At 70.3% G+C, this 20,716-nt stretch carries 25 protein-coding genes and 1 riboswitch; of the genes, 12 read left to right on the top strand and 13 right to left on the bottom strand.

Annotated elements, in window-relative coordinates; genetic code table 11:
* Window positions 1-872 precede the first annotated feature (872 nt).
* The gene (locus DSY14_RS19855; RefSeq protein ID WP_211718096.1) at window positions 873-1,115 is read left to right on the top strand and encodes a hypothetical protein; all 243 of its coding nucleotides are present in this window, start codon (window positions 873-875) and stop codon (window positions 1,113-1,115) included.
* 374 nt (window positions 1,116-1,489) lie between these two features.
* On the opposite strand, the gene DSY14_RS29485 is transcribed toward DSY14_RS19855, so the two are convergent.
* Genes DSY14_RS29485 through DSY14_RS19840 form a run of 3 tightly spaced genes read right to left on the bottom strand, consistent with a single transcriptional unit; the run spans window position 1,490 to window position 2,979 of the window.
* Entirely contained in the window at window positions 1,490-1,930 is a 441-nt protein-coding gene (locus DSY14_RS29485) for a DUF397 domain-containing protein (RefSeq protein WP_307851278.1), read from the bottom strand.
* A gap of 6 nt (window positions 1,931-1,936) precedes the next feature.
* Complete coding sequence (locus tag DSY14_RS19845; protein WP_211718095.1) at window positions 1,937-2,110, bottom strand: DUF397 domain-containing protein; 174 nt, start codon at window positions 2,108-2,110, stop codon at window positions 1,937-1,939.
* Window positions 2,107-2,979 carry a helix-turn-helix transcriptional regulator gene (locus DSY14_RS19840; protein WP_211718094.1) on the bottom strand — a complete coding sequence of 291 codons (873 nt, stop codon included), beginning with the start codon at window positions 2,977-2,979 and terminating at the stop codon, window positions 2,107-2,109. Before DSY14_RS19840 ends, DSY14_RS19845 begins: the two co-directional genes overlap by 4 nt.
* Window positions 2,980-3,134: 155 nt before the next feature.
* Here DSY14_RS19840 and DSY14_RS19835 point away from each other — a divergent pair, with 155 nt between their 5' ends.
* From DSY14_RS19835 to DSY14_RS19820, 5 genes are all read left to right on the top strand, one after another.
* Complete coding sequence (locus DSY14_RS19835; protein WP_211718093.1) at window positions 3,135-3,272, top strand: hypothetical protein; 138 nt, start codon at window positions 3,135-3,137, stop codon at window positions 3,270-3,272.
* Window positions 3,273-3,856: 584 nt separating this feature from the next.
* A complete protein-coding gene (locus DSY14_RS19830; protein ID WP_211718092.1) occupies window positions 3,857-4,006 on the top strand; it encodes a hypothetical protein in 150 nt (49 codons plus the stop codon).
* On the top strand, window positions 3,999-4,187 hold the full coding sequence (locus DSY14_RS19825; RefSeq protein WP_211718091.1) for a helix-turn-helix domain-containing protein: 189 nt from the start codon (window positions 3,999-4,001) through the stop codon (window positions 4,185-4,187). Before DSY14_RS19830 ends, DSY14_RS19825 begins: the two co-directional genes overlap by 8 nt.
* A gap of 85 nt (window positions 4,188-4,272) precedes the next feature.
* Window positions 4,273-4,398 carry a hypothetical protein gene (locus tag DSY14_RS29290; RefSeq protein ID WP_283091662.1) on the top strand — a complete coding sequence of 42 codons (126 nt, stop codon included), beginning with the start codon at window positions 4,273-4,275 and terminating at the stop codon, window positions 4,396-4,398.
* Window positions 4,391-4,768, top strand: a complete 378-nt coding sequence (locus DSY14_RS19820; RefSeq protein WP_211718090.1) for a hypothetical protein — start codon at window positions 4,391-4,393, stop codon at window positions 4,766-4,768. The genes DSY14_RS29290 and DSY14_RS19820 overlap by 8 nt, the downstream gene beginning before the upstream one ends.
* Window positions 4,769-4,907: 139 nt before the next feature.
* On the opposite strand, the gene DSY14_RS19815 is transcribed toward DSY14_RS19820, so the two are convergent.
* Window positions 4,908-5,747 (bottom strand): NAD(P)H-binding protein, encoded by an 840-nt coding sequence (locus DSY14_RS19815; protein ID WP_211718089.1) that lies wholly within the window; start codon window positions 5,745-5,747, stop codon window positions 4,908-4,910.
* Complete coding sequence (locus DSY14_RS19810) at window positions 5,744-6,154, bottom strand: nuclear transport factor 2 family protein (RefSeq protein WP_211718088.1); 411 nt, start codon at window positions 6,152-6,154, stop codon at window positions 5,744-5,746. The genes DSY14_RS19815 and DSY14_RS19810 overlap by 4 nt, the downstream gene beginning before the upstream one ends.
* Window positions 6,155-6,243: 89 nt before the next feature.
* Between DSY14_RS19810 and DSY14_RS19805 the strand changes: the two genes are divergently transcribed.
* Entirely contained in the window at window positions 6,244-6,783 is a 540-nt protein-coding gene (locus tag DSY14_RS19805; RefSeq protein ID WP_211718087.1) for a TetR/AcrR family transcriptional regulator, read from the top strand.
* Window positions 6,784-6,905: 122 nt separating this feature from the next.
* Here DSY14_RS19805 and DSY14_RS19800 read toward each other — a convergent pair whose 3' ends face one another.
* The 5 genes from DSY14_RS19800 to DSY14_RS19780 all read right to left on the bottom strand — a co-directional run bounded on the left by DSY14_RS19800 (window position 6,906) and on the right by DSY14_RS19780 (window position 10,346).
* Window positions 6,906-7,823 (bottom strand): MerR family transcriptional regulator, encoded by a 918-nt coding sequence (locus tag DSY14_RS19800; RefSeq protein WP_211718086.1) that lies wholly within the window; start codon window positions 7,821-7,823, stop codon window positions 6,906-6,908.
* Window positions 7,824-8,048: 225 nt separating this feature from the next.
* On the bottom strand, window positions 8,049-8,435 hold the full coding sequence (locus tag DSY14_RS19795) for a hypothetical protein (protein ID WP_211718085.1): 387 nt from the start codon (window positions 8,433-8,435) through the stop codon (window positions 8,049-8,051).
* Between the two features lie 109 nt (window positions 8,436-8,544).
* Entirely contained in the window at window positions 8,545-8,883 is a 339-nt protein-coding gene (locus DSY14_RS19790) for a multidrug efflux SMR transporter (protein WP_211718084.1), read from the bottom strand.
* Between the two features lies 1 nt (window position 8,884).
* The gene (locus DSY14_RS19785) at window positions 8,885-9,199 is read right to left on the bottom strand and encodes a multidrug efflux SMR transporter (RefSeq protein WP_211718083.1); all 315 of its coding nucleotides are present in this window, start codon (window positions 9,197-9,199) and stop codon (window positions 8,885-8,887) included.
* Between the two features lie 15 nt (window positions 9,200-9,214).
* Window positions 9,215-9,281, bottom strand: a riboswitch (guanidine-III (ykkC-III) riboswitch).
* Window positions 9,282-9,473: 192 nt separating this feature from the next.
* Window positions 9,474-10,346: a dienelactone hydrolase family protein gene (locus DSY14_RS19780; protein WP_211718112.1), complete on the bottom strand. Its 873-nt coding sequence runs from the start codon at window positions 10,344-10,346 to the stop codon at window positions 9,474-9,476.
* Window positions 10,347-10,686: 340 nt separating this feature from the next.
* On the opposite strand from DSY14_RS19780, the gene DSY14_RS19775 reads away from it, so the two are divergent.
* A complete protein-coding gene (locus DSY14_RS19775; protein WP_211718111.1) occupies window positions 10,687-11,103 on the top strand; it encodes a ChaB family protein in 417 nt (138 codons plus the stop codon).
* Window positions 11,104-11,447: 344 nt separating this feature from the next.
* Here DSY14_RS19775 and DSY14_RS19770 read toward each other — a convergent pair whose 3' ends face one another.
* Window positions 11,448-12,305 carry an SDR family oxidoreductase gene (locus tag DSY14_RS19770; protein WP_249188156.1) on the bottom strand — a complete coding sequence of 286 codons (858 nt, stop codon included), beginning with the start codon at window positions 12,303-12,305 and terminating at the stop codon, window positions 11,448-11,450.
* 203 nt (window positions 12,306-12,508) lie between these two features.
* Between DSY14_RS19770 and DSY14_RS19765 the strand changes: the two genes are divergently transcribed.
* Window positions 12,509-13,486: a TIGR03557 family F420-dependent LLM class oxidoreductase gene (locus DSY14_RS19765; protein WP_211718082.1), complete on the top strand. Its 978-nt coding sequence runs from the start codon at window positions 12,509-12,511 to the stop codon at window positions 13,484-13,486.
* 15 nt (window positions 13,487-13,501) lie between these two features.
* On the opposite strand, the gene DSY14_RS19760 is transcribed toward DSY14_RS19765, so the two are convergent.
* The gene (locus DSY14_RS19760; RefSeq protein WP_211718081.1) at window positions 13,502-14,884 is read right to left on the bottom strand and encodes a cytochrome P450; all 1,383 of its coding nucleotides are present in this window, start codon (window positions 14,882-14,884) and stop codon (window positions 13,502-13,504) included.
* A 263-nt stretch (window positions 14,885-15,147) separates the two neighbouring features.
* Window positions 15,148-15,843 carry a GntR family transcriptional regulator gene (locus tag DSY14_RS19755; protein WP_211718080.1) on the bottom strand — a complete coding sequence of 232 codons (696 nt, stop codon included), beginning with the start codon at window positions 15,841-15,843 and terminating at the stop codon, window positions 15,148-15,150.
* Window positions 15,844-15,970: 127 nt separating this feature from the next.
* On the opposite strand from DSY14_RS19755, the gene DSY14_RS19750 reads away from it, so the two are divergent.
* The 3 genes from DSY14_RS19750 to DSY14_RS19740 all read left to right on the top strand — a co-directional run bounded on the left by DSY14_RS19750 (window position 15,971) and on the right by DSY14_RS19740 (window position 20,702).
* The gene (locus DSY14_RS19750) at window positions 15,971-17,764 is read left to right on the top strand and encodes an IlvD/Edd family dehydratase (RefSeq protein WP_249188155.1); all 1,794 of its coding nucleotides are present in this window, start codon (window positions 15,971-15,973) and stop codon (window positions 17,762-17,764) included.
* Window positions 17,757-19,223 (top strand): GntP family permease, encoded by a 1,467-nt coding sequence (locus tag DSY14_RS19745; RefSeq protein WP_211718079.1) that lies wholly within the window; start codon window positions 17,757-17,759, stop codon window positions 19,221-19,223. The genes DSY14_RS19750 and DSY14_RS19745 overlap by 8 nt, the downstream gene beginning before the upstream one ends.
* Window positions 19,224-19,451: 228 nt before the next feature.
* Window positions 19,452-20,702 (top strand): SWIM zinc finger family protein, encoded by a 1,251-nt coding sequence (locus DSY14_RS19740; protein WP_211718108.1) that lies wholly within the window; start codon window positions 19,452-19,454, stop codon window positions 20,700-20,702.
* Window positions 20,703-20,716 lie beyond the last annotated feature (14 nt).

The raw sequence follows: 20,716 nt of genomic DNA, 5'->3' as shown, positions 1-20,716 counted from the left end.
CTTGGCCCTGCCGACGGAAGACGACCGCCGCGTCGGCCTGCACCGTCACCGCTCGGGACCATTCCTCCTCGGGAGGTTCCCGGAGGTCGTCGCAGGGGTGGCAGGCCCGTACCTCGCTTTCCCCGCCCCCGATACCGTGGTTTTCTCACGATCGACCACACCCTTTCACTAGAGCCCCGAACAGGAATGCGGGGACGATCGATGCATGCTTCTCCGGATCCCTTTTCGTGTCTTGGAGGTGATCGACCCCGCGGGACACGTGTGCTTCGGGCCGAGGGTAGCGGGAGGCGAAATCCTCGATGGAGGCCGGCGGAATCAGGCGGTCGTCTCCCACGTTCGTGAACAGCGTCGGTGGTCTGTGGAAGTCATCGCCGGACGGTGGCGGCCACCACTGCCTCGGCTCGCCCGGGTTCGGTGGCCGAAGCCGGGCCGGAAGGGCACCGCGTCGATCCCGGCACGACGAGCGTCACCCTCGTGATCGGCCCAGTTCTCGCCCTTGCCCGGGGCGGTGGGCAGGAGCGGAGCGAGCAGGGTCCACTCGACGTCGGAGGGTTCATGACCCCCGGTAGGCCATTCACGGTGCCGGAACAGGATTCGCCGCGTTCCCACTTCTGCAAACCATGCCCTAACGGCACCCTCTATGCGGGAAAATACGCAGGTATCTCTTTATCTCGACTTGATGAGGTCTTCAGGTACCGTGCCGAAGGCGGTCTTGGCGCGAAGCGATCGGCGCAGATCCGATTCAGGGGACCTCGATCGCCGCCCTGCGAATGATCGGGAAGCGGGGCGCGGAGGATTCTCTCTGTTCGGTGGCGCATTTCGCTTGGTCGCACCGGCCGCTGCCAGTTCGTAGAGCAGCAGAGTGAGGTTTTATGAAGTCGTGGCGTTCTCTCGCAGCCGCCGGTTTCGTCGCGGGCGCTGCCGCGGTCGTTCTTCCGCTGAGCGCGGGAACCGCGTCCGCCGCGGAGGCCGATTGGAACGTGGTCGGCGGCGCACCCGGCACGATGGACGAATGCGTCGCCGAGGCCAAGGAGTACCTGGCCGAGCCGTACGTGGACTACACCGAGTGGAAGTGCGAAACCAGTGATGGCTCCTGGACGCTCTTCGCGCGCTAGACACGGTTCTGTGCACGGGTGAGGCCGCGGAGCCGGACGCGGATCGAGGCCACTCGCACGATCCCGTCGAAGATCCCGGTCCGCTCGTCGTGGCGGGTCGCGACCGCCCGGTTCTGCTTCGAGCAGGTCGATACACCGCTCCACGGTGCTGCGGGCCCCGGTAGGCCCCCGGTCGAAGACCGGGGGCCGCCGCCCGCCGATCCCTTGCGACGACGGTTCTCACACCGGTCCCGGGATCGGGCCATGGTCGCTTTGCCCTTGGGCGGGTCGGTGGGCATAGGCGGGGCGAACAGGGCCCACTCGGTATCGGAGAGTTCAAGACCTCCGGGCACACCGTTCACGGCGCCGGAGCAGCCTCTGCCACGCTCCCGCTTCTACACAACCGGCCCTAGCGGCGGGTGCGTGTGGTCCGGAGCAGCGCCGCCCACTCCGGGGACGGGAGCCGGGTATCCGGACTCGCGATGCTGTGTGTCGCGTGCGGCTGAGACCCCAGGGGTATCCGCGAACTCGACACAGCCGTCTCCCCTGCCGCTGTAGCTGGACTTGTGCCGGTTCGGCGGAGCGATGGAGGAGAAGTTCACGTGCGCACCGTTTCCTCGTGCCGACGCATCGGTCGGGAACGTACTCACACCCCTGGAGGGAGCGGATGGACCGTCGAGAAGAGTGTGATTCAGGACTGCGCCGTAGACGCCACTGTTGTGTGACGACACCGGGAATCTATCCCCGCCCGTGTTAGAGCGGTAGAGTGACCTTGGGATTGCATCAGGTAATGCAATGCGAAGGCCCCGACCAGCACCGGTCGGGGCCTTTGTCATGTCGGGCTACTTGGAGGCGCGCAGCAGCGCTGTCCACTCTGACGAGGGGAACTCCAAGTGGCCCGCCTCACGGTTCTGGGTGTCACGCACGGCAGCGCCACGGGTCAGGTCCGCGACCTCGACGCAGTTGCCATTGCCACCGCTGTAGGAAGACGTGCGGTACTTCGGATCGGTGGTCATGCGGGTAGATCCTCCAAGATGTGTGAAATCAGCGCCCGAGACTCAGGAACGCCCAACGCGACCTTGCGAAGGTGCTCCGCCACTCGACGGTAGGTGGTGACATCATCTGGGTCATCCATGAAGATATCGGCGGTCGGTCCCTCGATATAAACGGATGTCAAGCCTGCATCCGACACGTCGATCAGTGTGAACGCGGAGATTTCCATAGCTGCATGTGCTCCGGCTTCGAAGGGGAGTACGTGCAGCGTGAACAAGTCGTCGACTTCGGAGAGTTCCAGGAGGCGCGCAAGCTGTTCGCGCATCACAGAGGGGCCGCCGACCAAGGAACGGAGTGCGCTTTCGGCAATGATCGCGCAGACGTGGGGAGACCGCCGGGCCACCCATTCCTTCTGGCGGCGCATGCGCACGGCAACACGGTCGGCGACCTCCTCGGCCCGAACCCGCTCGGCTGCGCTCACGGCTCGAATAACCTCGCGAGCATACTCTTCGGTCTGTAGCAGCCCTGGAATGATCTGAGACTCGTAAGTGTAAATCTCGTCAGCCGCTGCTTCCAGCCCGATGAAAGTTCCATAGGGTCGGCCGATGTCGCGTCCCTGCCACCAGCCCGGAGTGCGAGCCACATCGCGCAGGTCCATGAGTCGCGCGGTTTCTTCAGCACCTACGTCGTAGTGGGTGAGCAGCCGCTCCAAGCTGTGCACGCCGGGGACTTGGCCGTCGGCCTTTCCCGACTCCCAACGAGCCAGAGACGATCCCTGTGAGCGAACCGCTTTGGCCACGCCTGTGAAGGATCGGTCACCACGGAGGCGGCGCAACTCTCTGGCCAGCACCCACCGCGCCACCGTGGGTGGCGGCTTCTCCTCGCTGCTCATGTCATCAGGATGCCACAGGGGGACGAAACGGACTTGCTTCAAGGAGTTGCTGAATCAATTTGCCTAAGCGACTTGCTTTTGCCTTTTGGCAGATGGACACTGAGAGCTCCGCAACAGGCCATCACATGACTGAGAGTGACCCAACCTCGGTGTGAGTGATGCAGCAAAGAGCCCCGCGACGCTGGCACGTCCGGGGCTCGGACAACGCTTTCTGGGAGCGCTTGGATGTGGCCGGCCCGGTGGTGCTCCAGCGTGTGCTGGAGGGCCTCAAGGCTCTGCCGGGGGTGGTGTGAGTGCGCTACCTCGACCCCCACATCCCCGGCGCTGGCGCTGACCAGGTGCGAGGGCGCCTACGTCCACCGGTGTCGGTATTCGGTCCGCTCTCTCCCGGGGGCGACGGCCGGGGCGTGACTCGGTCGCGCCGACGGGCTGCCGCTGCGCGCGTGGTCCTGTTCGCGGTGTATCTGGCCTGGTATTTCGGCGGTTGTTCCACCATCCCTGAGGAGGCGCGATGACCTTCTCGACCGGTGCGTGCTCGGAGGCTGGTGTGGACGCGTTGGGTCGTGCCCGTTGGTGCATTCTGGCCGGTGGTCATGAGGGTGATCATCGTGATGACCATGGGCGGTCTTGGCCGTCTCCGGGGGTGGTGTTGCAGGGGTTGATCGCCCGGTGGGGGCGCACCCACCGCATCGCGTGGACGGGCCGGTTGTGGATGGCCACCGACCGCAACCCGCGCTCGCATTGGCGCACCGAGGTCGAGCCCACCCCGGAGCTTCTCGAAGCGAGTCTGCGCCGCCACCACGGCGACCCACCCGGACCCACACCCCGCACCACCGGCCCGCCCGGTGTCCGCACCCCCGCTGGGGAAGGAGCCCTCATGTGTGACCGAGACCGTCCCATCCCCGTCTCGGGGGACAACCGGCCTCTGTCGGTGGAGGAGGAAGAGGCCTGGCGCCGTCAGGGCGAGCGCCTGGCACGCGATCACGGGCTCACCGAACCGGAAGCCTCGGAGGCCGGCGATGACTGAAGGGGTACTCACCACCACACAGGTCGCCCAGGCGTTCGGTGTCCACCCGAGGACGGTGACCGCGTGGGCCCAAGCGGGCAAGCTCCGCCACTTCTGGACCCCGGGCGGGCAACGCCGCTTCCACGCCCATGACGTGGCCTCGCACCTGAAGTGGGGCAGGAACCGACCACCGACCCACTGACAAGCGGGCGTCCCGGCTCCCGCCCTCGTCGTCGACTTGCGGGCGGGAGCACCGGACCTCCTTCCACCTCTACGGGGAGAAGAGCATGATCCATCTGATCCTGGGCCTGCTGTACGAGGTCCTGTTGGGCCCGGTGCAGTGCGCGAACTGCGGTGCCACCGTCGACAGCCGCGCACCCGGTTGTTGGAGCTGTGGGCAGACGTTTGGATAGCGCCCGACACCTCTGGGTCCCGTTGCGCACCCCCGACGATCACGGCGCGCGGGCCTGGGCCGCGCAGCTCCTGGAAATGCTCGTCGCGTACGGGCTCGTCCACACCGCCTGGCTCACCGACGAAGGCGAGGAGGGGTTCGTGGTGATCGATGACGCGGGCCGCCGCACCCTGAACCCCGAGCGGGTCCTGGACGAGTACGGTGACCGGCTAGCGCGGATGGCGTCCCGGGTGATGGAGCACAGCGCCCTGACGACCACCCGGGTGTCGGTGACGGTCGGCCCACCGGGCCCGGTGCCCTACATCGAGTCCGTGGGGGACCGGGTCCAGGAGTACGCCCGGTACTGGCCGACACCGACCCGGCCCATGTAGACGGTGCCGATGGGGGCGCGTTCGTACGTCCCCATCGGCACCGGCACGGGCACCGCCACCTGCGGCGGCCCCGGCCTCGTCGGTGTCGGCGGGCCCACCTGCGCCGTGGGCGCTCGTTCCCGGCGCCGTGCGGCCGGTCCTAGGCCGAGCGGGTGTCGGTCTCCGCCCCGAGCGCGGCCGTCACGAACGCCCGGAAGGACCGGGGTGCCTCACCGGTGATGTCCTGGACCGCCGTGGTCGTTCGGTCCTCCGATCCGGTGGCGATCGACGCGTCCATGCCGGCCAGCAGGTCGGCGAACCCCTCGGGGAGCCCGAACCCCTGATGGATCCGGGACAGTTCCGCCACGTCGACGTGGCGGTGGTGGACCGGGCGTCCGGTGACCTCGGTGAGCGTGGCGGCGACCTCGTCGAAGCTCAACGTTCGCGGTCCGGTCAGCACCGGGTCCGCGCCGGCCGGGACCTCTCCCTGGAGCGCTTTCGCGGCCACCGCCGCGATGTCCCCGGGGTCGATGAAGGGGATCCTCCCCTGACCGGTGGCGCTGACGATCTCGCCGTCGCGTCGGACGGAGTCGGCGTGGGGGTGGTGTCCGGTGAAGTTGCTGGAGAACCAGGTCGGGCGCAGGACCACGGGGTGGGGGACGAACGAGGCCAGGCGCGCCCCGAGCGTGCCGAGGCCGGGGGAGCCGACCGGTACCGCGGATGACCCGAGCAGGACGATGCGCTCCACACCGGCGTCGCGGGCCGCCTCCAGGAAGGGCAGTACTCGGGCCTCGGGGTCGGTGGCGCCGGGGGGCGCCACCAGGTAGACCGCCCGGACCCCGCTCAGGGCGTCGGCGTGGGTGGTCGGGTCGGCCCAGTCCAGGCGCACGTCGGCGCCGGTGGAGCGGCCGGCCCGTCGAACGGGGGCGCCCTGGTCGTCGAGAAGTCGGGCCAGGCGGGAGCCGGTCGTGCCGGTGGACCCGGTGATCAGGAACGTCACAGTGCGGCCTCCATGTCCGTGGTGGGGAAGTCGAGCGGGTTCCAGTAGTCGCGGTAGTGCCGGATGAGGCCGCCGGAGATGGTCAGGACGGCCACGTAGCGGGCTGTGTAAGGTGCGTCGTCGGGGACCTTGCGGCCGCTCACCGCGAGTTCGGCGATGATGACGTCCGGGTCGGTGGTCCGGTGGACGGTGACCTCGTCGATGTTCCGCACGTCGAGCATGTCGGTGTAGCCGGCCAGGTACGCCTCGATCTCCTCCCGGCCGTCGAGACGTCGGGGGGCTCCGGGGGGTGCGAAGGGGAATTCCATCACGGCGTCCTCGGCGTACAGGGCGGTGAAGGCCCGCATGTCGTGGGAGAGCAGGTGTTCGCCGGCGCGGTGGAAGACCGCCGTGGGGCTGTCGGGCACGGGTACTCCTCTAAGCTGTGACACGTATGCGGACCGTTGGTCCGCTTCAACCATAGCGGACTGTTGGTCCGTTTTTGAAGGGTGGGCGTATGCGGGCGGACAAAGCGCGCAACCGGGAGGCGATCCTGGCGGCGGCGGGCCGCCTGTTCGACGAGGCCGACGACCCCGACCGGGTCTCCATGGACGCGGTGGCCACGGCCGCCGGAGTCGGCAAGGGCACGATCTTCCGCGGCTTCGGCGACCGCGACGGTCTGCTCCGGGCGCTCTACGACCAGTACACCGCCCGTGAGTTCCAGACACTGCCGGACGCCGTGCCGGACCTGCTCGTGCGCATCTGGGACTTCAAACGGCGCCACCGGGTGCTCACCCTGGCGTTGGAGCGGGAGGGCTTCGCCAGCCCGTACCGCAACGACGGTTACGACCGGCTGCACCGCCACCTGGTGGACCTGGTCACCCGGGCGCGGGGGCCCCGCAACGCCGACTTCCTGGCCCACGCGCTGCTGGCCGCCGTCCGCAGCGACCTGGTCGAATACCTGAAGGAGGGGTCCGAGGCGGATCCGCGGGAAGGGCTCCGTGAGCTGGCGCGGTCCCTCCTGGGTCCGGAGCCCGGAGCGGAAGCCGCGCGCTGAATCGCACGACGGACCGGCCCGTGGCCGCGTCCCGTCGAGCGCGACCACGGGACGGCCGCACCCGTCGGCCCGCCTCACGAGGACGCCCTCTCACCCGAGAGGGTCGGCCCCCGCGAACGCGGCTAGGCCGTGTTCCGGGGAGCGGGTGAGTCTTGGGCGGATAGTTCCATGGCCAGCTCCATACAGCGCCATCGGGCCGGGGAGGTGTCGTAGGGCATCATGCCGATGGCTTCGAGCGCGCTCATGGAGTCGGCCTCCCGCCTTCCAGAGCCGAGGTCGGCCTCGCCGTCATCGGCGGTGGCGGGGTGCGAGGTGTCCCAGGCCTCGCAGAGGGCGTCGTCGTCCTCGTCCAGGCCGGACTCCTCGATGACGGCCCGCAGAGCGTTTTCGAAGGCGTGCCGCTCGAAGGCCACGCGAGCCACCCGTGGATCATCGACGGCGACACCGTCATCGAGTGCCTCCTCGGCGTCATCGATGCGGTCGGAAGCCTCCCGCAGAGTGGGATGCGTGGCCAGGGCGATGAAGCGGGCGGCCTGGAGGGCCGCGCCGAGCGGACCGAGGATCCGCTCGGTGACCAGCAGGGTGTCCAGGTCCGCCTGACGCAGGGAGCCCTCGGGCAGGCTCTTGAGACGGTCGGTGACGAACTCGGAGAGCAGGCCCATCCGGCTGCCTTCGGTGCGCATCCGCCGCACCGCGGCCCGTTGCCGCCCCAACTCCGCCTCCTGCTCCGCGAGGGTCTGCTCCACCCGCTCCAGGATGCCCGCGACACCGTCCCCTCCGTCCGCACCGGCGGAAGCCGCGCCGGTGGTCAAGGCGCCACGGATGTCGTCCAGGCCGATCCCGGCGTCGGCCATCTTGCGCATCCACAGCAGTCGGATCATGTCCTCGTACCCGTAGCGGCGACGGCCATCACCGCCCCGCTCGGGCTCGGGGAGCAGCCCGATCTCGTGGTAATGGCGAATCGCCCGTGGCGTGGTGCCGACGAAGGCCGCCGCGTCACCGATCTTGACCTGACGGGGTGGCGTGAAAGACGAATGCATGAGCAGGGAGTTCTCCTCAAGGGACCGGTACGTGGGTCCACCAGAACACATGCCGCCACGGAAGGTGCAACCCCTACGCACCACCCCGCGCCGATGTCGGCGAACGCGCTCTCCCACCTCCCGCGTTCCTCACCTCTCAGGTCAGTACATCTAGGTCGCGTTCCCGGCCGTATCGCGCAGTGCCGCGAGCATCGGCTCGACCAGCGTGAGGTGGCGGCCGAACGTTCAGTCGGAGTCGACGGCGTGGGTCGCCCGGACGGCCGCGGCCAGGGTGCGCAGCGCCGCGTCGGTGCGCGGGGCCCGCGTCCGGAACCGGTACCTGAGGTGACGGGCGGTGGTCACCGCCGGGTGGGCGCGCACGGCCTGGTCCCGCTCGTCCAACCCCTGGAACTGTAGGAGGTGCGCGTAGTGGAACACCGACCACACAGGCTCGGCCGGCAGCGTCCAGGCCTCGGCGTCGTCGGGGTGGGCCCTGATCGCCCGTTCGATCTCGCGCAGGGACCGGGCGAGCGGGGTGCCGGCGGGGATGCGCACCCCGGTCAGGGCGTACAGCAGGACGGCCGTGTGGGCGGGTTCGACCGTGATGGTCTCGCCGAAGTCGCAGGTGGGCATGGGTTCGTGTCCCCTGGGTGAGGAAGGGCGTGGGCCGTGGCGCGGGGCAGGCGAACGCCCGCGTCCGGCCCCGGTGCACACCGGGGACCGAACGCGAGCGCCCGCGCTCCTACTCCTCGACCGGTGCGGGCTTGCCCGGGACCAGCTTCAGACCGACGACGGCGGCGATGATCCCGCCCAGGAAGACGAGCTTGGCGGCCGAGACGCTCTCACCACCGGTGGCCATCGCGTAGAACACGGTCAGGGCCGCGCCGAGGCCGACCCAGACCGCGTAGGCGGTGCCGATGGGGATGTGCTTGGCGGCCCACCCCAGCCCGACCATGCTGATCGCCAACGCGACGAGGAAGACGACGGTCGGCCCGAGGAGGGTGAACCCCTCCGACATGCCCAGGGCGGTGGCCCACACGGCCTCGAACACCGCGCTGACGAGAAGAACGATCCACGGCATGTCAGCTCACCGCCTTGAGACCGACGATGGAACCGATGAGCAGCACCAGCAGCAGGGACTTGCCCCAGGTGGCGCGGTCCTTACCGGTGACGAAGCCCCACAGGACGGTGAGGGTGGCGCCGATGCCCACCCACACGGCGTAGGCGGTGCCGGTCGGCAGGGAGGTCATGGCCCAGGCCAGACCGGCCATGCTCGCGATGAGTGCGACGAAGAACAACAGTGTGGGGCGCCAACGGGAGAACCCCTGGGAGGCGCCCAGCGCGGTGGCCCAGACGGCCTCCAGAACGCCGGATACGACGAGAACGAACCACGCCATGGACAACAGGCCCCTTTCGAGGCCGTCTTGTCGTGGTGCGGGTACGGCTCCCTCGTCCGCGGACCCGGGGCGCCGGGTCCACGCTCAGGATACGCCACGGGAGCCTGCGTGGCCGGTGAGGATCGTCACCGACCGGGCCGGGAGGCACCCGGGGCGCAGCCGTGCGACACCCGCAGGAGAACGGGATCGCGCCCGGTCCCACCGGGGCCGACCCCGCTCGCGCACGCGACGGCGGCCCGGAGGGATCCCTCCGGGCCGCCGCGTCCCACGGGTGTCAGCCGCCGTGCGGGCAGGAGTCCCGGTAGTCGGAGAAGTCCGTGCCGATCCCCGTGCGGGGCGGCGGGCACAGGAACTGCTCGTAGCGTTCGTCCTCGTCCACGAACCGCTTGAGCCACGAGATGCTGTACTTGGCGATCGTGGTGTTGGAGACGTTGGGCGCGAAGTGGCTCGCCCCGCGCAGTTCCAGGTAGGCGCGGTCCAGCGAGGACGGCAGGCTCTCGTACATCGGGATCGCGTGCGAGCGGACCGACGCCGTCACGTCGTTCTCCGCGCCGATGATGAGCGTGGGCGTCTCCACGCCCGACCAGTTCTTGGTCGTGTGCCACGGGGTGAGCGGGATCGCCGCGCGCACCTCGGGCCGGGAGTCCACGGCGGCGAGCGTCCCGCCACCCCCCATGGAGTGCCCCATCACGGCCAGCCGCTCGGGGTCCACCGTGTCGGTCACGTCGCTGTCCTCGACCAGGTAGTCCAGCGCGGCCTGGATCTGGCGGCCCCGACTGCTCGGCTGGTCGTAGCGGGTGTTCGTGTCGATGGTGAAGACCACGAACCCCTGCGAGGCCAGGCGGTGCCCGTACCAGGACATGGACGACTGACCGGCGGTGTACCCCGGGGCGATGACCACGCCGCCGAAGGTACCCTCACTGGTGTCGGTGGGGTGATAGATCGTGCCTCCGCCGAACCCGCTGACCAGTGAGGACACGCGGGTCGTGTCGGTGTCGAAGTGGCCGCGGGGCGCGGTGACGCTCTGCTCGGTGGGGTCCGGTCCCCGCTCGTGCGGGCCGGCGGCCTGGGCCGGCGCGACGGCGGCGCCCGCACCGAACAGGGAGAGCCCCACGACGAGGGCGGACTTCGCGGCGATCCCGGACATCCAGGAGCGGGCCCGGGATCCGGGACGGGCGCGCTCTTCGACCAGGGGGGACGGGGGAATTGCGGTCAGCACGTGATTTCCCTTTCTCGTGCAGCGGGAATCCGCGGCCTTGCCGAGCACCGCGAACCGGGGGTTCATCGGGAAAAGGGCGTGAATGGGGGATGACGTTTCCCTTGCCGCTTTTCTGGATGTGCGTTCACTATGAGGTCGTTCATGTGAACGCGCATCCGTCGAACCACCAGTGTCCACGAGCGGCCGGCGCGGTGGGGGTCGGTGTTTCTCGCGTCGCGGCGTCGGGCAGGTCGCCACCGAGACAACCGATGACCAGGGGGTGAGCACGGTGCCCGGAGCGGACGAACTGCCGGACACTCTGCGCAGGTCGCCGAAGAAGGCGCAGCGCACCTGGATCGAGGCGCACGACAGCGCCGTCCGGGAGTACGGGGAGGGCGAACGGGCCCATCGGGTCGCCATCGCCGCGGTCAAGCACGAGTTCGAGAAGGTCGGCGACCGTTGGGAGCCCAAGGAGTCCAAGGGCCCCTCCGACGCGCAGGCGCGCAACCCGCGCGCGGGCAAGCGCGGGGGGCGGGATCGGCCCACGGCCGGGGGCGTGGACGCCAACGCCACCAAGGACCATCTCTACGAGCTCGCCCGTCGGTTGGGGATCGAGGGACGGTCCCGGATGCGCAAGGACGAGCTGGTGAGGGCCCTGGAGAAGGAGAGCGATCGCCGGACCTCGGGGTCCGGTCGCTCTCGCTGAGGTCGGGGCACCGGAATCACCGCTCGCACCTCGCCCGGGAAGGCCCGGCGCGCGGGTCGTGCGCTCCGGTCGCCCTTCCGACCGAGTGTGCGGGACCCGCGCTCCGGCCCCTCGGTCGATCGGGCGTTCCGATGCCGTGCTCCGGCTATGCGGCCCGGGCACACGGCACGGGCCGACGGGGCGGCCGGCCGCTCTGACCAGGGGCTCGGTTCATGCGGGCCGCGCATGCGGGTGCGGCCTCCGGCCCCAGAACACTCGCGGGCCACCCGGACCCGCCCCGACACGGGGGCGGCGCACCGACCGGTGCGCCGCCCCTTCCGTGTGCTCCTCTTTCCTGTGAGTCCTCAGCTGCCCTGGATCTCGCCCCCGGTGGGTGTGAGCGTCTCGCCCGTGTAATAGGACGAGAGCCGATCACTGGCGAAGAAGACGTAGGAGGGCGCGATCTCGTCCGGTTCGGCGGCCCGCCCCATGGGCGCCTGCTTCCCGAAGTCCTCGGCACCGCGCTCGCCCAGTGTGGAGGGGATCAACGGTGTCCACACCGGCCCCGGAGCCACACAGTTCACCCTGATCCCGCGGTCCATGAGCACCTTGGACAGCGACAGGGACAGGTTCATCACGGCGGACTTGCTCGACGCGTAGTCGATCAGGGAGTCGTTGCCCCGCAGCCCGTTGATCGAACCGGTGATGATGATGGAGCCCCCGTCGGACAGGTGCGGCAGGGCCTCCCGGATCGTCCAGAAGACACCCATCACGTTCACGTCGAAGGTCCGCCGCAGCTGCTCGGTGGTCAGGTCGGTGAACTCCTCGACCGGGCTCTGGGTGGCGGCGTGCTCCACCAGGACGTCGATGCCGCCGAGCTCCTCCACGGCCCGACGCACCAGGTGCGCGCAGTAGGACTCGTCGGCCAGGTCCCCGCGGACCCCCACGGCCCGGCGGCCCTCCCTCTGGACCAGGTCGACGGTGTGCTGGGCCTCGGCGTCCTCGCTCAGGTAGCCGAAGACCACGTCCGCGCCCTCCTTGGCGTAGGCCACCGCCACCGCGCGCCCGATCCCGGAGTCGCCACCGGTGATCAGGGCGCGGCGTCCCTCCAACAGACCCCGGCCCTCGTAGTCGCGCATCTCGTCCCGCGGCTGCGGGTCCATGGGCTCGGTCCGCCCCGGGTGCGGTTGGCTCTGAGCGGGTGGATGTCCGTCCTTCGTCATGTGCGTGTCCCCCTTCCATGGGCCGCCCTGCCCGACGCGGCCGCCGACCACACATGGCCGGCCGGGCCGACGGTGCGCCGCCGACGCCGACGCCGACGCCGACGCCGACGCCCACCGCCCTGACCTGGGCGTGGGCGCGATTTTCCGGCCGAAGGCGTTTCCGTGGAGGGCGTCCCGGTCAGGGCACCCGGGAGGGGGTATTCATGCGAGTCGGCTACAAACTCTTCGCCGAGGGCTATGGGCCTCGGGAGATGGTCGAGCAGGCGGTGCGCGCCGAGCGCGCGGGGTTCGACTTCGTCGAGATCAGCGATCACTTCCACCCGTGGCTCTTCTGTCACGAACACTCGGGGTTCGTCTGGTCCATGCTCGCCGCGATCGCGGAGCGGACCGAGCGGATCGAGATCGTCACCGGCGTGACCTGCCCGTTCCTGCGGATCCATCCGGCGATCATCGCGCAGGCGGCCGCGACCACGGCCGTGCTCTCCGGGGAGCGCTTCACCCTGGGTGTCGGGGCGGGCGAACGCCTCAACGAACACGTGGTGGGGAAGGGGTGGCCGGCGGTCACCACCCGCCACGAGATGCTGCGCGAGGCCATCGACATCATGCGGTTGCTCTGGTCCGGCGGCTACCACTCCTACAAGGGCGAACACCTGGTCCTGGAGGACGCGCGCGTGTTCGACCTGCCCGAACGTCCACCGCTGGTGGTCGTGGCCGCGGGCGGTGAGCGCGCCGCGCGGTTGGCCGCCGAACACGGCGACGGGCTCTTCGCCACCGAGCCCAGCACGGTGCTCACCGAGACCTACCGGGGTTTCGGTGGGGACGGCCCCCGCTACGGGGAGGTGCCCCTGGCGTGGGCCGCCGACGACGGCACCGCGCTGGAGTCGGCGCGCGAGCTGTTCCGCTTCGGCCTCACCGGGTGGAAGGTCCAGTCCGAGCTGCCGAACCCGGTGAACTTCGAGGCGGCGACCACCCTGATCGACCGCGAGGCCATGGCGGACGTGTTCGGGTACGGGCCGGACCCGCGGCGTCACCTGGAGGTGGTCCGGTCCTTCGTCTCGGCCGGGTTCGACCACCTGGCCCTGATCAACGCCGGGCCCGACCCGGAGGGGTTCTTCAGGTTCTTCGAGACGGAACTGGCCGAGCCGATCCGCAACCTGGTGAAGACACCCGTCGGCTCGTGAGGTCCGGGGCCGGGCTCATCCGCGCCCACGCCACCAGCGGAACAGGCGTCCGAGCAGGTCCTCGGGGGGTTCCTCCTCCTCGGCCACGGCCGGGACCTGTTCCATCTGCCGCGTCCGGGCGGAGACCGGTTCGGCGGGTCGCCCGGGTGTGAAGGACACGGGCAGCGTCTCCAGGCCCCGCAGGAAGGGGGAGTCGATCGGGCGCAACTCCTCCGGCGCCACCGCCAGGCGCAGTCCGCCCAGGCGGTCCTGGAGCGCGCTCACCCCGGTGGAGGCCACCAGTCGGGCCGGCTCCCGGGCCGGGCAACTGTGCGGTCCGGCCCCGAACATCAGGTGGGCCCGGCTGCCGCTGGCCAGACCGGTGTCGGGATCGTTGGCACCGCGTTGGACCGCCGGGTCGCGGTGGGCCGCCTCGATCCCGATGAACACGGCGTCGCCCGTGCGGATCATGGTGCCGCCGATGCGCACGTCCTGGAGCGCGATCCGCCCCGCCAGCAGTTGGAAGGGCGTGTCGGTCCACATCACGTGGTCGAGCAGGTCGGGGGTGGACAGCCGGGCGTCGGCGTGTGCCGAGCGGATGCGGTCGTCGCAGAGCAGCGTGCGCATGGTGTTGCCGACGAGATGGGTGGTGGGCATGTGGCTGCCGCTGATCAGCAGGGCCGCCTGGTGGCCGACCTCGTGCGGGGTCGGCTTCGACGGGTGCGCGAGCATCCAGCTGACCAGGTCGGATCCGGGGTCGCCGACCTTACGCTCCACCACACCCGCGAAGTACTGCTGGAGGCGGGCGATCGCCTCCTCGCCGCCACCGGAACCGTCGAAGACCACGGCCGTCAGGTCGCCCAGCATGTACCCGTAGCCGTCGGGCAGGCCGAAGAGCCGGTTGATCACCATGGTGGGCAGCAGGTTCGCGAACTCCCCGATGAGGTCGGCCTCGCCGCGGGCGACGAAGACGTCGATCAGGTCGTCGGCGATCCGACGCACGGTGCGGGACATGGCGGCCAGGTCCACCCTGGCCAGGGCGTCGGCGATGAAGGAGCGCAGGCGGGTGTGCTCGGCGCCGTCGATGAAGAGGGCGTTGGGCTGCCAGGCCATCAGAGGGTGGGACCTGGCGAGATCGACGCGGCCCTCGACCACCTCACGCCAGCGTCGGGTGTCCCGGGTGAACAGGTGCGTCTGCTGGAGGGCGGAGAGGTTCTCCTTGTAGTCGAGCAGGGCCCAGGCCATCACCCCGGGCTCCAACTCCACCGGGGCCACGGGGCCGTACCGTTCGCGGAGCCGGTTCCACAGGTCGTCGCGGCCCCCGGTCGGTGCGCCGCCGTACAGGCGGGTGACGTCGGCCGGACAGCCCTGGGCGGGGGCGGAGACCTCGTGTTCTCCGTCGGGGCGGATCGTGGTCATCAGGTGCGCGGCCTACCGGAATGAGGGTTCGCGGGCCGCTTCCCTCCCTTCGCTGAAGACGGGTTTCTGCCTTGGTGATGTGGAAGGGGAGGAGGGGGAGAAACCGGTCATCGACAGACGGAGTGACGCCGTGGTCGGAAATCGCCGGCCGGGTCGCGCCATTCTAGGGAAGTGTTCCCGATTCGGCAATTCTCGCATTCGTTCATCGAGGTCGAATGAGGGGAATGCGTGATTTATTGGAATTGCTCATTCGTTCGTGAAAATCATTCACGTCCGGTGGGCGGCGGGCCCTCGGCGAGGGTGACGCGCCGGAGGTAGGCGTCCCGGGAGGGGAGCAGGTGGTCCCGGCAGGTGGCGGCGAGCAGTTCGGTGTCCTGGTCGCGCAGTGCGTCGAGCATGAGGCGGTGCTCGTTCCGGCTCCGTCGCAGCGACTCCGGTGAGGTGACCGTGACCGAGCGGATGGCGTGGGCCATGCGGGCGTGTTTGTTGATCGCCTCCAGGAGGACCTCGTTGTCGGCCAAGGCGAACAGTTCGCGGTGGAAGGCGGCGTTGGAGAAGACCACCGCGCGCACGTCCCCGGCCTCGACGGCCTCTTCGTGGCGCGCCTGTACCGCGGCCAGGCGCTCCAGGCGTTCGGCGGGCACCGGCAGGGCGATGAGGCGGGCGCAGGAGACCTCCAGGACCTCGCGCAGGACGTAGAGGTCGGTGACCTCCTTGGCGCTGAACGACCTCACGAAGGCGCCGGCGTTCCGTCGACGTTCGACGAGCCCGCGTGCCTCCAGCACCTGGAGGGTCTGCCGGACCGCGTGGCGCTTGGCGTCGAACCGGGCCATCAGTTCGTCCTCGACCAGGCGTTCGCGTGGGAAGCGGGCGCCGATGACGATCTCCTCCTCCAGGAGGTCGGCCAGTGTGGCGGCCGATCGGCGTGGGGTGGCGGAGGCCTTGGCCGTCTCGGGCATCCCCGTGCTCCTTTCCCGGCCCCATGGGCCTTTGCGCTGGTCCGACCCTCAACGGTACTTGCGCCGGTGGCGGCTCCTGTGGTTCGCTCTGCGGTGTTCATCACACATATTATCGATAATGAGGGCGATGATGTCTGAAGCGAGTGGCCCCCGAGGTCTCCAGGGGAACCTCACCAACTACGGAGACGCCGGGTTCGCGCTCTTCCTCAGGAAGGCCTTCATCAAGGGCGCGGGCTACACCGACGACGCACTCGACCGCACCGTGGTCGGCATCGTCGACACCGGCAGCGGCTTCAACCCCTGCCACGGCAACATGCCCCAGCTGATCGAGGCGGTGAAACGGGGCGTGATGCTGGCGGGCGGACTCCCCGTGGAGTTCCCCACCATCTCCCTCCACGAGGCGTTCTCCCAGCCGACCAGCATGTACCTGCGCAACCTCATGTCCATGGACACCGAGGAGATGATCAAGGCCCTGCCGGTGGACGCCGTCGTCCTCATCGGTGGTTGTGACAAGACGGTCCCGGCCCAGCTCATGGGCGCCGCCTCCGCCGAGAAGCCCGCCATCCAGCTCGTCACCGGTTCCATGCTCACCGGATCGCACCGGGGCGTGCGGGTCGGGGCCTGCACGGACTGTCGCGCCTTCTGGGGCCGCTACCGTGCCGAGGAGATCGACTCCGAGGAGATCGCCGACGTCAACGGGCGGCTCGTGGGCAGTGTGGGCACCTGCTCCGTCGCCGGCACGGCCAGCACCATGGCCTGCGTGGCCGAGGCGCTCGGCGTCTCCCTCCCGGGCAGCGCCACCCCGCCCGCCGTCACGGCGGACCGGACCCGGTACGCCGAACTCACCGGCCAACGCGCCGTCCGCATGGCCGACGAGGGGTTGGGCCTGGACCGCATCCTCACCCAGGGCGCGTTCGAGAACGCCTTCCGGGTCCTGCTCGCGATGGGCGGATCCACCAACGGCCTCGTCCACCTCGCCGCCGTCGCCGGACGCATGGGGTACTCGCTGGACCTGGACCGGTTCGACGCCATGAGCCGGGAGACGCCCGTCCTGGTCAACCTCAAGCCCGCGGGCAGCCACTACATGGAGGACCTGCACCGGGCCGGCGGCGTGCCGCGCCTCCTGCGGGAACTGCGCGACCTCCTCAACACCGACGAACTCACGGTCACCGGCCGCACCCTGGGCGAGGAACTGGACGACTCCGAGGAACCCTTCCCCCAGGACGTCATCCGGCCGCGCGACCGGCCGATCTACCCCGCGGGCGGCATCGCCGTGCTGCGGGGCAACCTGGCCCCCAACGGCGCGATCATCAAACAGGCCGCCGCCGACCAGGACCTCCTCGAACACCGGGGGAGGGCCGTGGTCTTCGAGGGCGCGGAGGACCTGGCCCGGCGCATCGACTCCGAGGACCTGGACGTCCGCGCCGACGACGTGCTCGTCCTGCGCGGCATCGGACCGGTCGGAGCCCCCGGGATGCCCGAGGCCGGCTACATCCCCATCCCCCGCACCCTCGCCCGTCAGGGAGTGAAGGACATGGTGCGGGTGTCCGACGGACGGATGTCGGGAACGGCGGCGGGCACGATCGTCCTGCACGTGTCACCCGAGTCGGCCATCGGCGGTCCGCTCGCCCTGGTCCGCGAGGGCGACATCGTGCGCCTCAGCGTGCGCGACCGGGCCATCGAGCTGGAGGTCTCCGACGAGGAACTGCGCCGCAGGGCGGAGGAGCCGCGACCGGAGGCGTCCCCGCCCCCGCCGGGGGCGGGCCGCGGGTACCGCAAGCTCTTCACCGAGCAGGTCAACCAGGCCGAGGCCGGCTGCGACTTCGGTTTCCTGCGCGCGGAGACCGACCGGGGCCCCGTCCCCGGTCCGGCGTCCGTGTCGGCCTCCACCGCGGCGGGCCCGGGGAGAACCGATGACTGAGACCGCCTGGATCCTCACGGCCTCGGTCCTGGCCGTGGTCCTGCTGCTGTTCCTCATCATCCGCCTCAAGTTCCAGCCGTTCGTCGCGCTGCTCGTCGCCGCCATCGTCTTCGGACTGGGCACGGGCACCGCCCCGCTGGACCTGGTCGACCAGATCGTCGACCGTATGGGCGGGACCCTGGGCCAGGTGGCCCTGGTCATCGGGCTCGGCGCCGTCTTCGGCGAGGTGCTGCGCAGGGCCGGGGCCGCCGAGCGCCTGGCCACGACCCTGGTGGACCGGGTGCCGGAGCGCTACCTCGCCTGGGCCCTGGGCCTCACGGGGTTCCTCGTCTCCATCGCCGTGTTCATCGACGTCGCCATCGTCATCCTGGTGCCCCTGCTGTACGCGATCGCGCGGCGCACCGGACGCTCACTGCTCTACTACGGCATCCCGCTGTGCGCGGGGCTCAGCGTCACCCACACCTTCGTGCCGCCCACACCCGGACCGATCGCGACCGCCGGGATCATGGGCGCCGACCTGGGCCTGGTCATCGTCTTCGGCGTGATCTGCGGTCTGCCCGCGATGGCGGTCGCGGGTCCCCTGTTCGGCCGGTTCATCTCCCGGCGGATCTTCGTGCCCGCCCCCGCCGAGACCGTCCCCGTGAACACCGGGACCGGTGGGGGAGGGGGCGTCGGTGGCTCCGGAGATCACGGAGGCGCTGCCGAAGGTACGGCCACCGACTCCGCCGGAGGTACGGACGCCGACGCGACCGACGGCCTTCCGGCGCGGGGGGACACGGACCCCCTGCCGGGGTTCGCGTCCGTCCTCGGCGCGCTCATGCTGCCGCTGCTGCTCATCCTCGGCGGGACCACCAGCGGACTCCTCCTGCCGGAGGGGAGCGCGGCCGCCGTCGCCCTCGGGTTCATCGGACACCCGGTGATCGCCCTGCTGCTGACCTGCCTGTACACCCTGTGGTTCTTCGGAGTGCGCCGTGGCCGCACGGGCACCGAACTCCAGGAGATGGCCACCAAGGCGCTCGCCCCGGCCGGCGTCATCATCCTCATCACCGGGGCCGGAGGTGTGTTCGGCGCGCTGCTCGTCGACTCCGGTCTCGGCGAGGTCCTGGCCGGCGGCATGCAGCGCATCGACATGCCGATCGTGCTCTTCGGCTTCCTCGCCGCCGCCGTCATCCGCATCTCGCAGGGATCGGGGACCGTCGCCATGATCACGGGGGCGACCCTGACCGCGCCCCTGTTGGAGACGGTCGAGGCGAACCCGGCCCTCATCGCCCTGGCCTGTATCGCCATCGCCTGTGGCGGAACGGCGTTCTCCCACGTCAACGACTCGGGCTTTTGGATGGCCAACCGCTTCCTCGGGATGACGGTCGCGGACACGCTCAAGTCATGGACGGTGATGAAGACGCTGGTCGGCGTGACCGGGCTGGCGATGGTGCTGCTTCTGGTCCCGTTCGTCACCTGATCCACGCACGCTCCGTCGGGCCCCGCCCGCCGGAACCCGCCGACCCCTCCGGTACCCCTGGTCGGAGAGGTCGGCGGGCCGCCGGCCGATCTTGTGCGCGACGACCTCGTCGGACGGTCCGGATTGTCGCTGGTGCTGTCTAATGTTGCTTCTGTGACCGATCGATGGAGTACCGACGACGTCTGGGCTCTGGCACCGGACCCCTCATCACGCAAAGCCGCTCTCAAGGTGGCCAAGACCGGCTCCTGGCCCGAGCGCGGCGTGGTCGTCGCCGAGGGCGGCGGAGCCACCGCCGTCTGGGGTGAGTGCAAGGGCAGCGGGGCCAAGCCCTACCTGGCCGCCGTCCACCTGGACGGACCCCAGGGGCCCGGCTACAAGTGCAGCTGCCCCAGCCGCAAGATCCCCTGCAAACACGTGCTCGCCCTTCTCTCCCTGTGGAGCCAGGAAGCGGTCGACGAACGCGAGGACCGGCCCGAGTGGGTCGCCACCTGGCTCTCCGGCCGGGCGGCCCGGGCCGAGCGCGCCGCCACCGGCACCGTGGCCGCCCCGGCCGACCCGAAGAAGGCCGCCGCCACCCTCAAGGCCCGCGAGGACGCGGTGACCGCGGGCATCGAGGAACTGCGGGTCTGGCTGCACGACCAGGTCGACACCGGACTGGCCGAGGTGCCGCGCCTGGGCTACCGGCACTGGGACCGTATGGCCAAGCGCCTGGTGGACGCCAAGGCCCCCGGCGCGGCCTCCCTGGTCACCCGACTGCCGCAGCGCGGCGGCGACGAGCACTGGCCGGACCGCCTGCTGGAACGTCTGGGCATGCTGCACCTGCTGGTCGACGGTTACCTCGCCCGCGAGGGCGCCGACGAACGCACCCTCGCCGTGCTGCGTTCCCGGGTGGGGATCAGCACCCGCACCGAGGAGATCCTCGGCAGTGGAGAGCGGGTCCGCGACACCTGGCGGGTCCTGGGGTACCGCGACGCGCTCACCCCCGACGGCATGCGGAGCCGCCGCACGTGGCTGCACGGGATCGACACCGACCGGCCGGCGCTGTCGCTGACCTTCGCGCGCCCCGACCAGACCCCCGACAGCCCCTTCCGCGCCGGCACCGAGGTCGAGGGGGAACTCGTCTTCCACCCGGACGGCCGGCGGGCGGTCAAGGCCGGGTCCATGACCGAACGTCCCGCCGCACGACCCGCGGGCGGCACCGTGGACCAGGCCCTGGACGCGCACGCCCGCGCCCTGGCCGACGACCCGTGGCTGGAGGGCTGGCCCGTGGTCGTGGCCGACGCCGTCCCCGCCCAGGATGGTGGATGGTACGTGGCCGACGCCGGCGGCTCCGCACTGCCGCTGGACACCGGATCGCTCTGGCGGTTCCTCGCCATCACCGGAGGCCGACCCACGACCGTCGCCGCCGAGTGGTCCCCCAAGACCGGTCTGTCCCTCATGACCTTGTGGGACGACGACGGAAAGGCCATCGCCCTGTGAGCCCCCTGCCCCAC

It is taken from the genome of Nocardiopsis sp. MG754419, assembly GCF_018207095.1.
GTDB lineage: Bacteria > Actinomycetota > Actinomycetes > Streptosporangiales > Streptosporangiaceae > Nocardiopsis.
The sequence above is the reverse complement of the archived record's forward strand: the minus strand, read 5'-3'. Positions and strand labels throughout refer to the sequence as shown.

Excerpts from the sequence above, each read along its gene's own strand:
- DSY14_RS19755 (WP_211718080.1), bottom strand. The coding sequence starts at position 15,843 with ATGCCCGAGACGGCCAAGGCCTCCGCCACCCCACGCCGATCGGCCGCC.
- DSY14_RS19845 (WP_211718095.1), bottom strand. The coding sequence starts at position 2,110 with ATGACCACCGATCCGAAGTACCGCACGTCTTCCTACAGCGGTGGCAAT.
- DSY14_RS19745 (WP_211718079.1), top strand. The coding sequence starts at position 17,757 with ATGACTGAGACCGCCTGGATCCTCACGGCCTCGGTCCTGGCCGTGGTC.
- DSY14_RS29290 (WP_283091662.1), top strand. The coding sequence starts at position 4,273 with ATGATCCATCTGATCCTGGGCCTGCTGTACGAGGTCCTGTTGGGCCCG.
- DSY14_RS19840 (WP_211718094.1), bottom strand. The coding sequence starts at position 2,979 with ATGAGCAGCGAGGAGAAGCCGCCACCCACGGTGGCGCGGTGGGTGCTG.
- DSY14_RS19855 (WP_211718096.1), top strand. The coding sequence starts at position 873 with ATGAAGTCGTGGCGTTCTCTCGCAGCCGCCGGTTTCGTCGCGGGCGCT.
- DSY14_RS29485 (WP_307851278.1), bottom strand. The coding sequence starts at position 1,930 with ATGACAAAGGCCCCGACCGGTGCTGGTCGGGGCCTTCGCATTGCATTA.
- DSY14_RS19790 (WP_211718084.1), bottom strand. The coding sequence starts at position 8,883 with ATGCCGTGGATCGTTCTTCTCGTCAGCGCGGTGTTCGAGGCCGTGTGG.
- DSY14_RS19750 (WP_249188155.1), top strand. The coding sequence starts at position 15,971 with ATGATGTCTGAAGCGAGTGGCCCCCGAGGTCTCCAGGGGAACCTCACC.
- DSY14_RS19760 (WP_211718081.1), bottom strand. The coding sequence starts at position 14,884 with ATGACCACGATCCGCCCCGACGGAGAACACGAGGTCTCCGCCCCCGCC.
- DSY14_RS19805 (WP_211718087.1), top strand. The coding sequence starts at position 6,244 with ATGCGGGCGGACAAAGCGCGCAACCGGGAGGCGATCCTGGCGGCGGCG.
- DSY14_RS19770 (WP_249188156.1), bottom strand. The coding sequence starts at position 12,305 with ATGACGAAGGACGGACATCCACCCGCTCAGAGCCAACCGCACCCGGGG.
- DSY14_RS19780 (WP_211718112.1), bottom strand. The coding sequence starts at position 10,346 with ATGTCCGGGATCGCCGCGAAGTCCGCCCTCGTCGTGGGGCTCTCCCTG.
- DSY14_RS19765 (WP_211718082.1), top strand. The coding sequence starts at position 12,509 with ATGCGAGTCGGCTACAAACTCTTCGCCGAGGGCTATGGGCCTCGGGAG.
- DSY14_RS19830 (WP_211718092.1), top strand. The coding sequence starts at position 3,857 with ATGTGTGACCGAGACCGTCCCATCCCCGTCTCGGGGGACAACCGGCCT.
- DSY14_RS19800 (WP_211718086.1), bottom strand. The coding sequence starts at position 7,823 with ATGCATTCGTCTTTCACGCCACCCCGTCAGGTCAAGATCGGTGACGCG.
- DSY14_RS19785 (WP_211718083.1), bottom strand. The coding sequence starts at position 9,199 with ATGGCGTGGTTCGTTCTCGTCGTATCCGGCGTTCTGGAGGCCGTCTGG.
- DSY14_RS19825 (WP_211718091.1), top strand. The coding sequence starts at position 3,999 with ATGACTGAAGGGGTACTCACCACCACACAGGTCGCCCAGGCGTTCGGT.
- DSY14_RS19795 (WP_211718085.1), bottom strand. The coding sequence starts at position 8,435 with ATGCCCACCTGCGACTTCGGCGAGACCATCACGGTCGAACCCGCCCAC.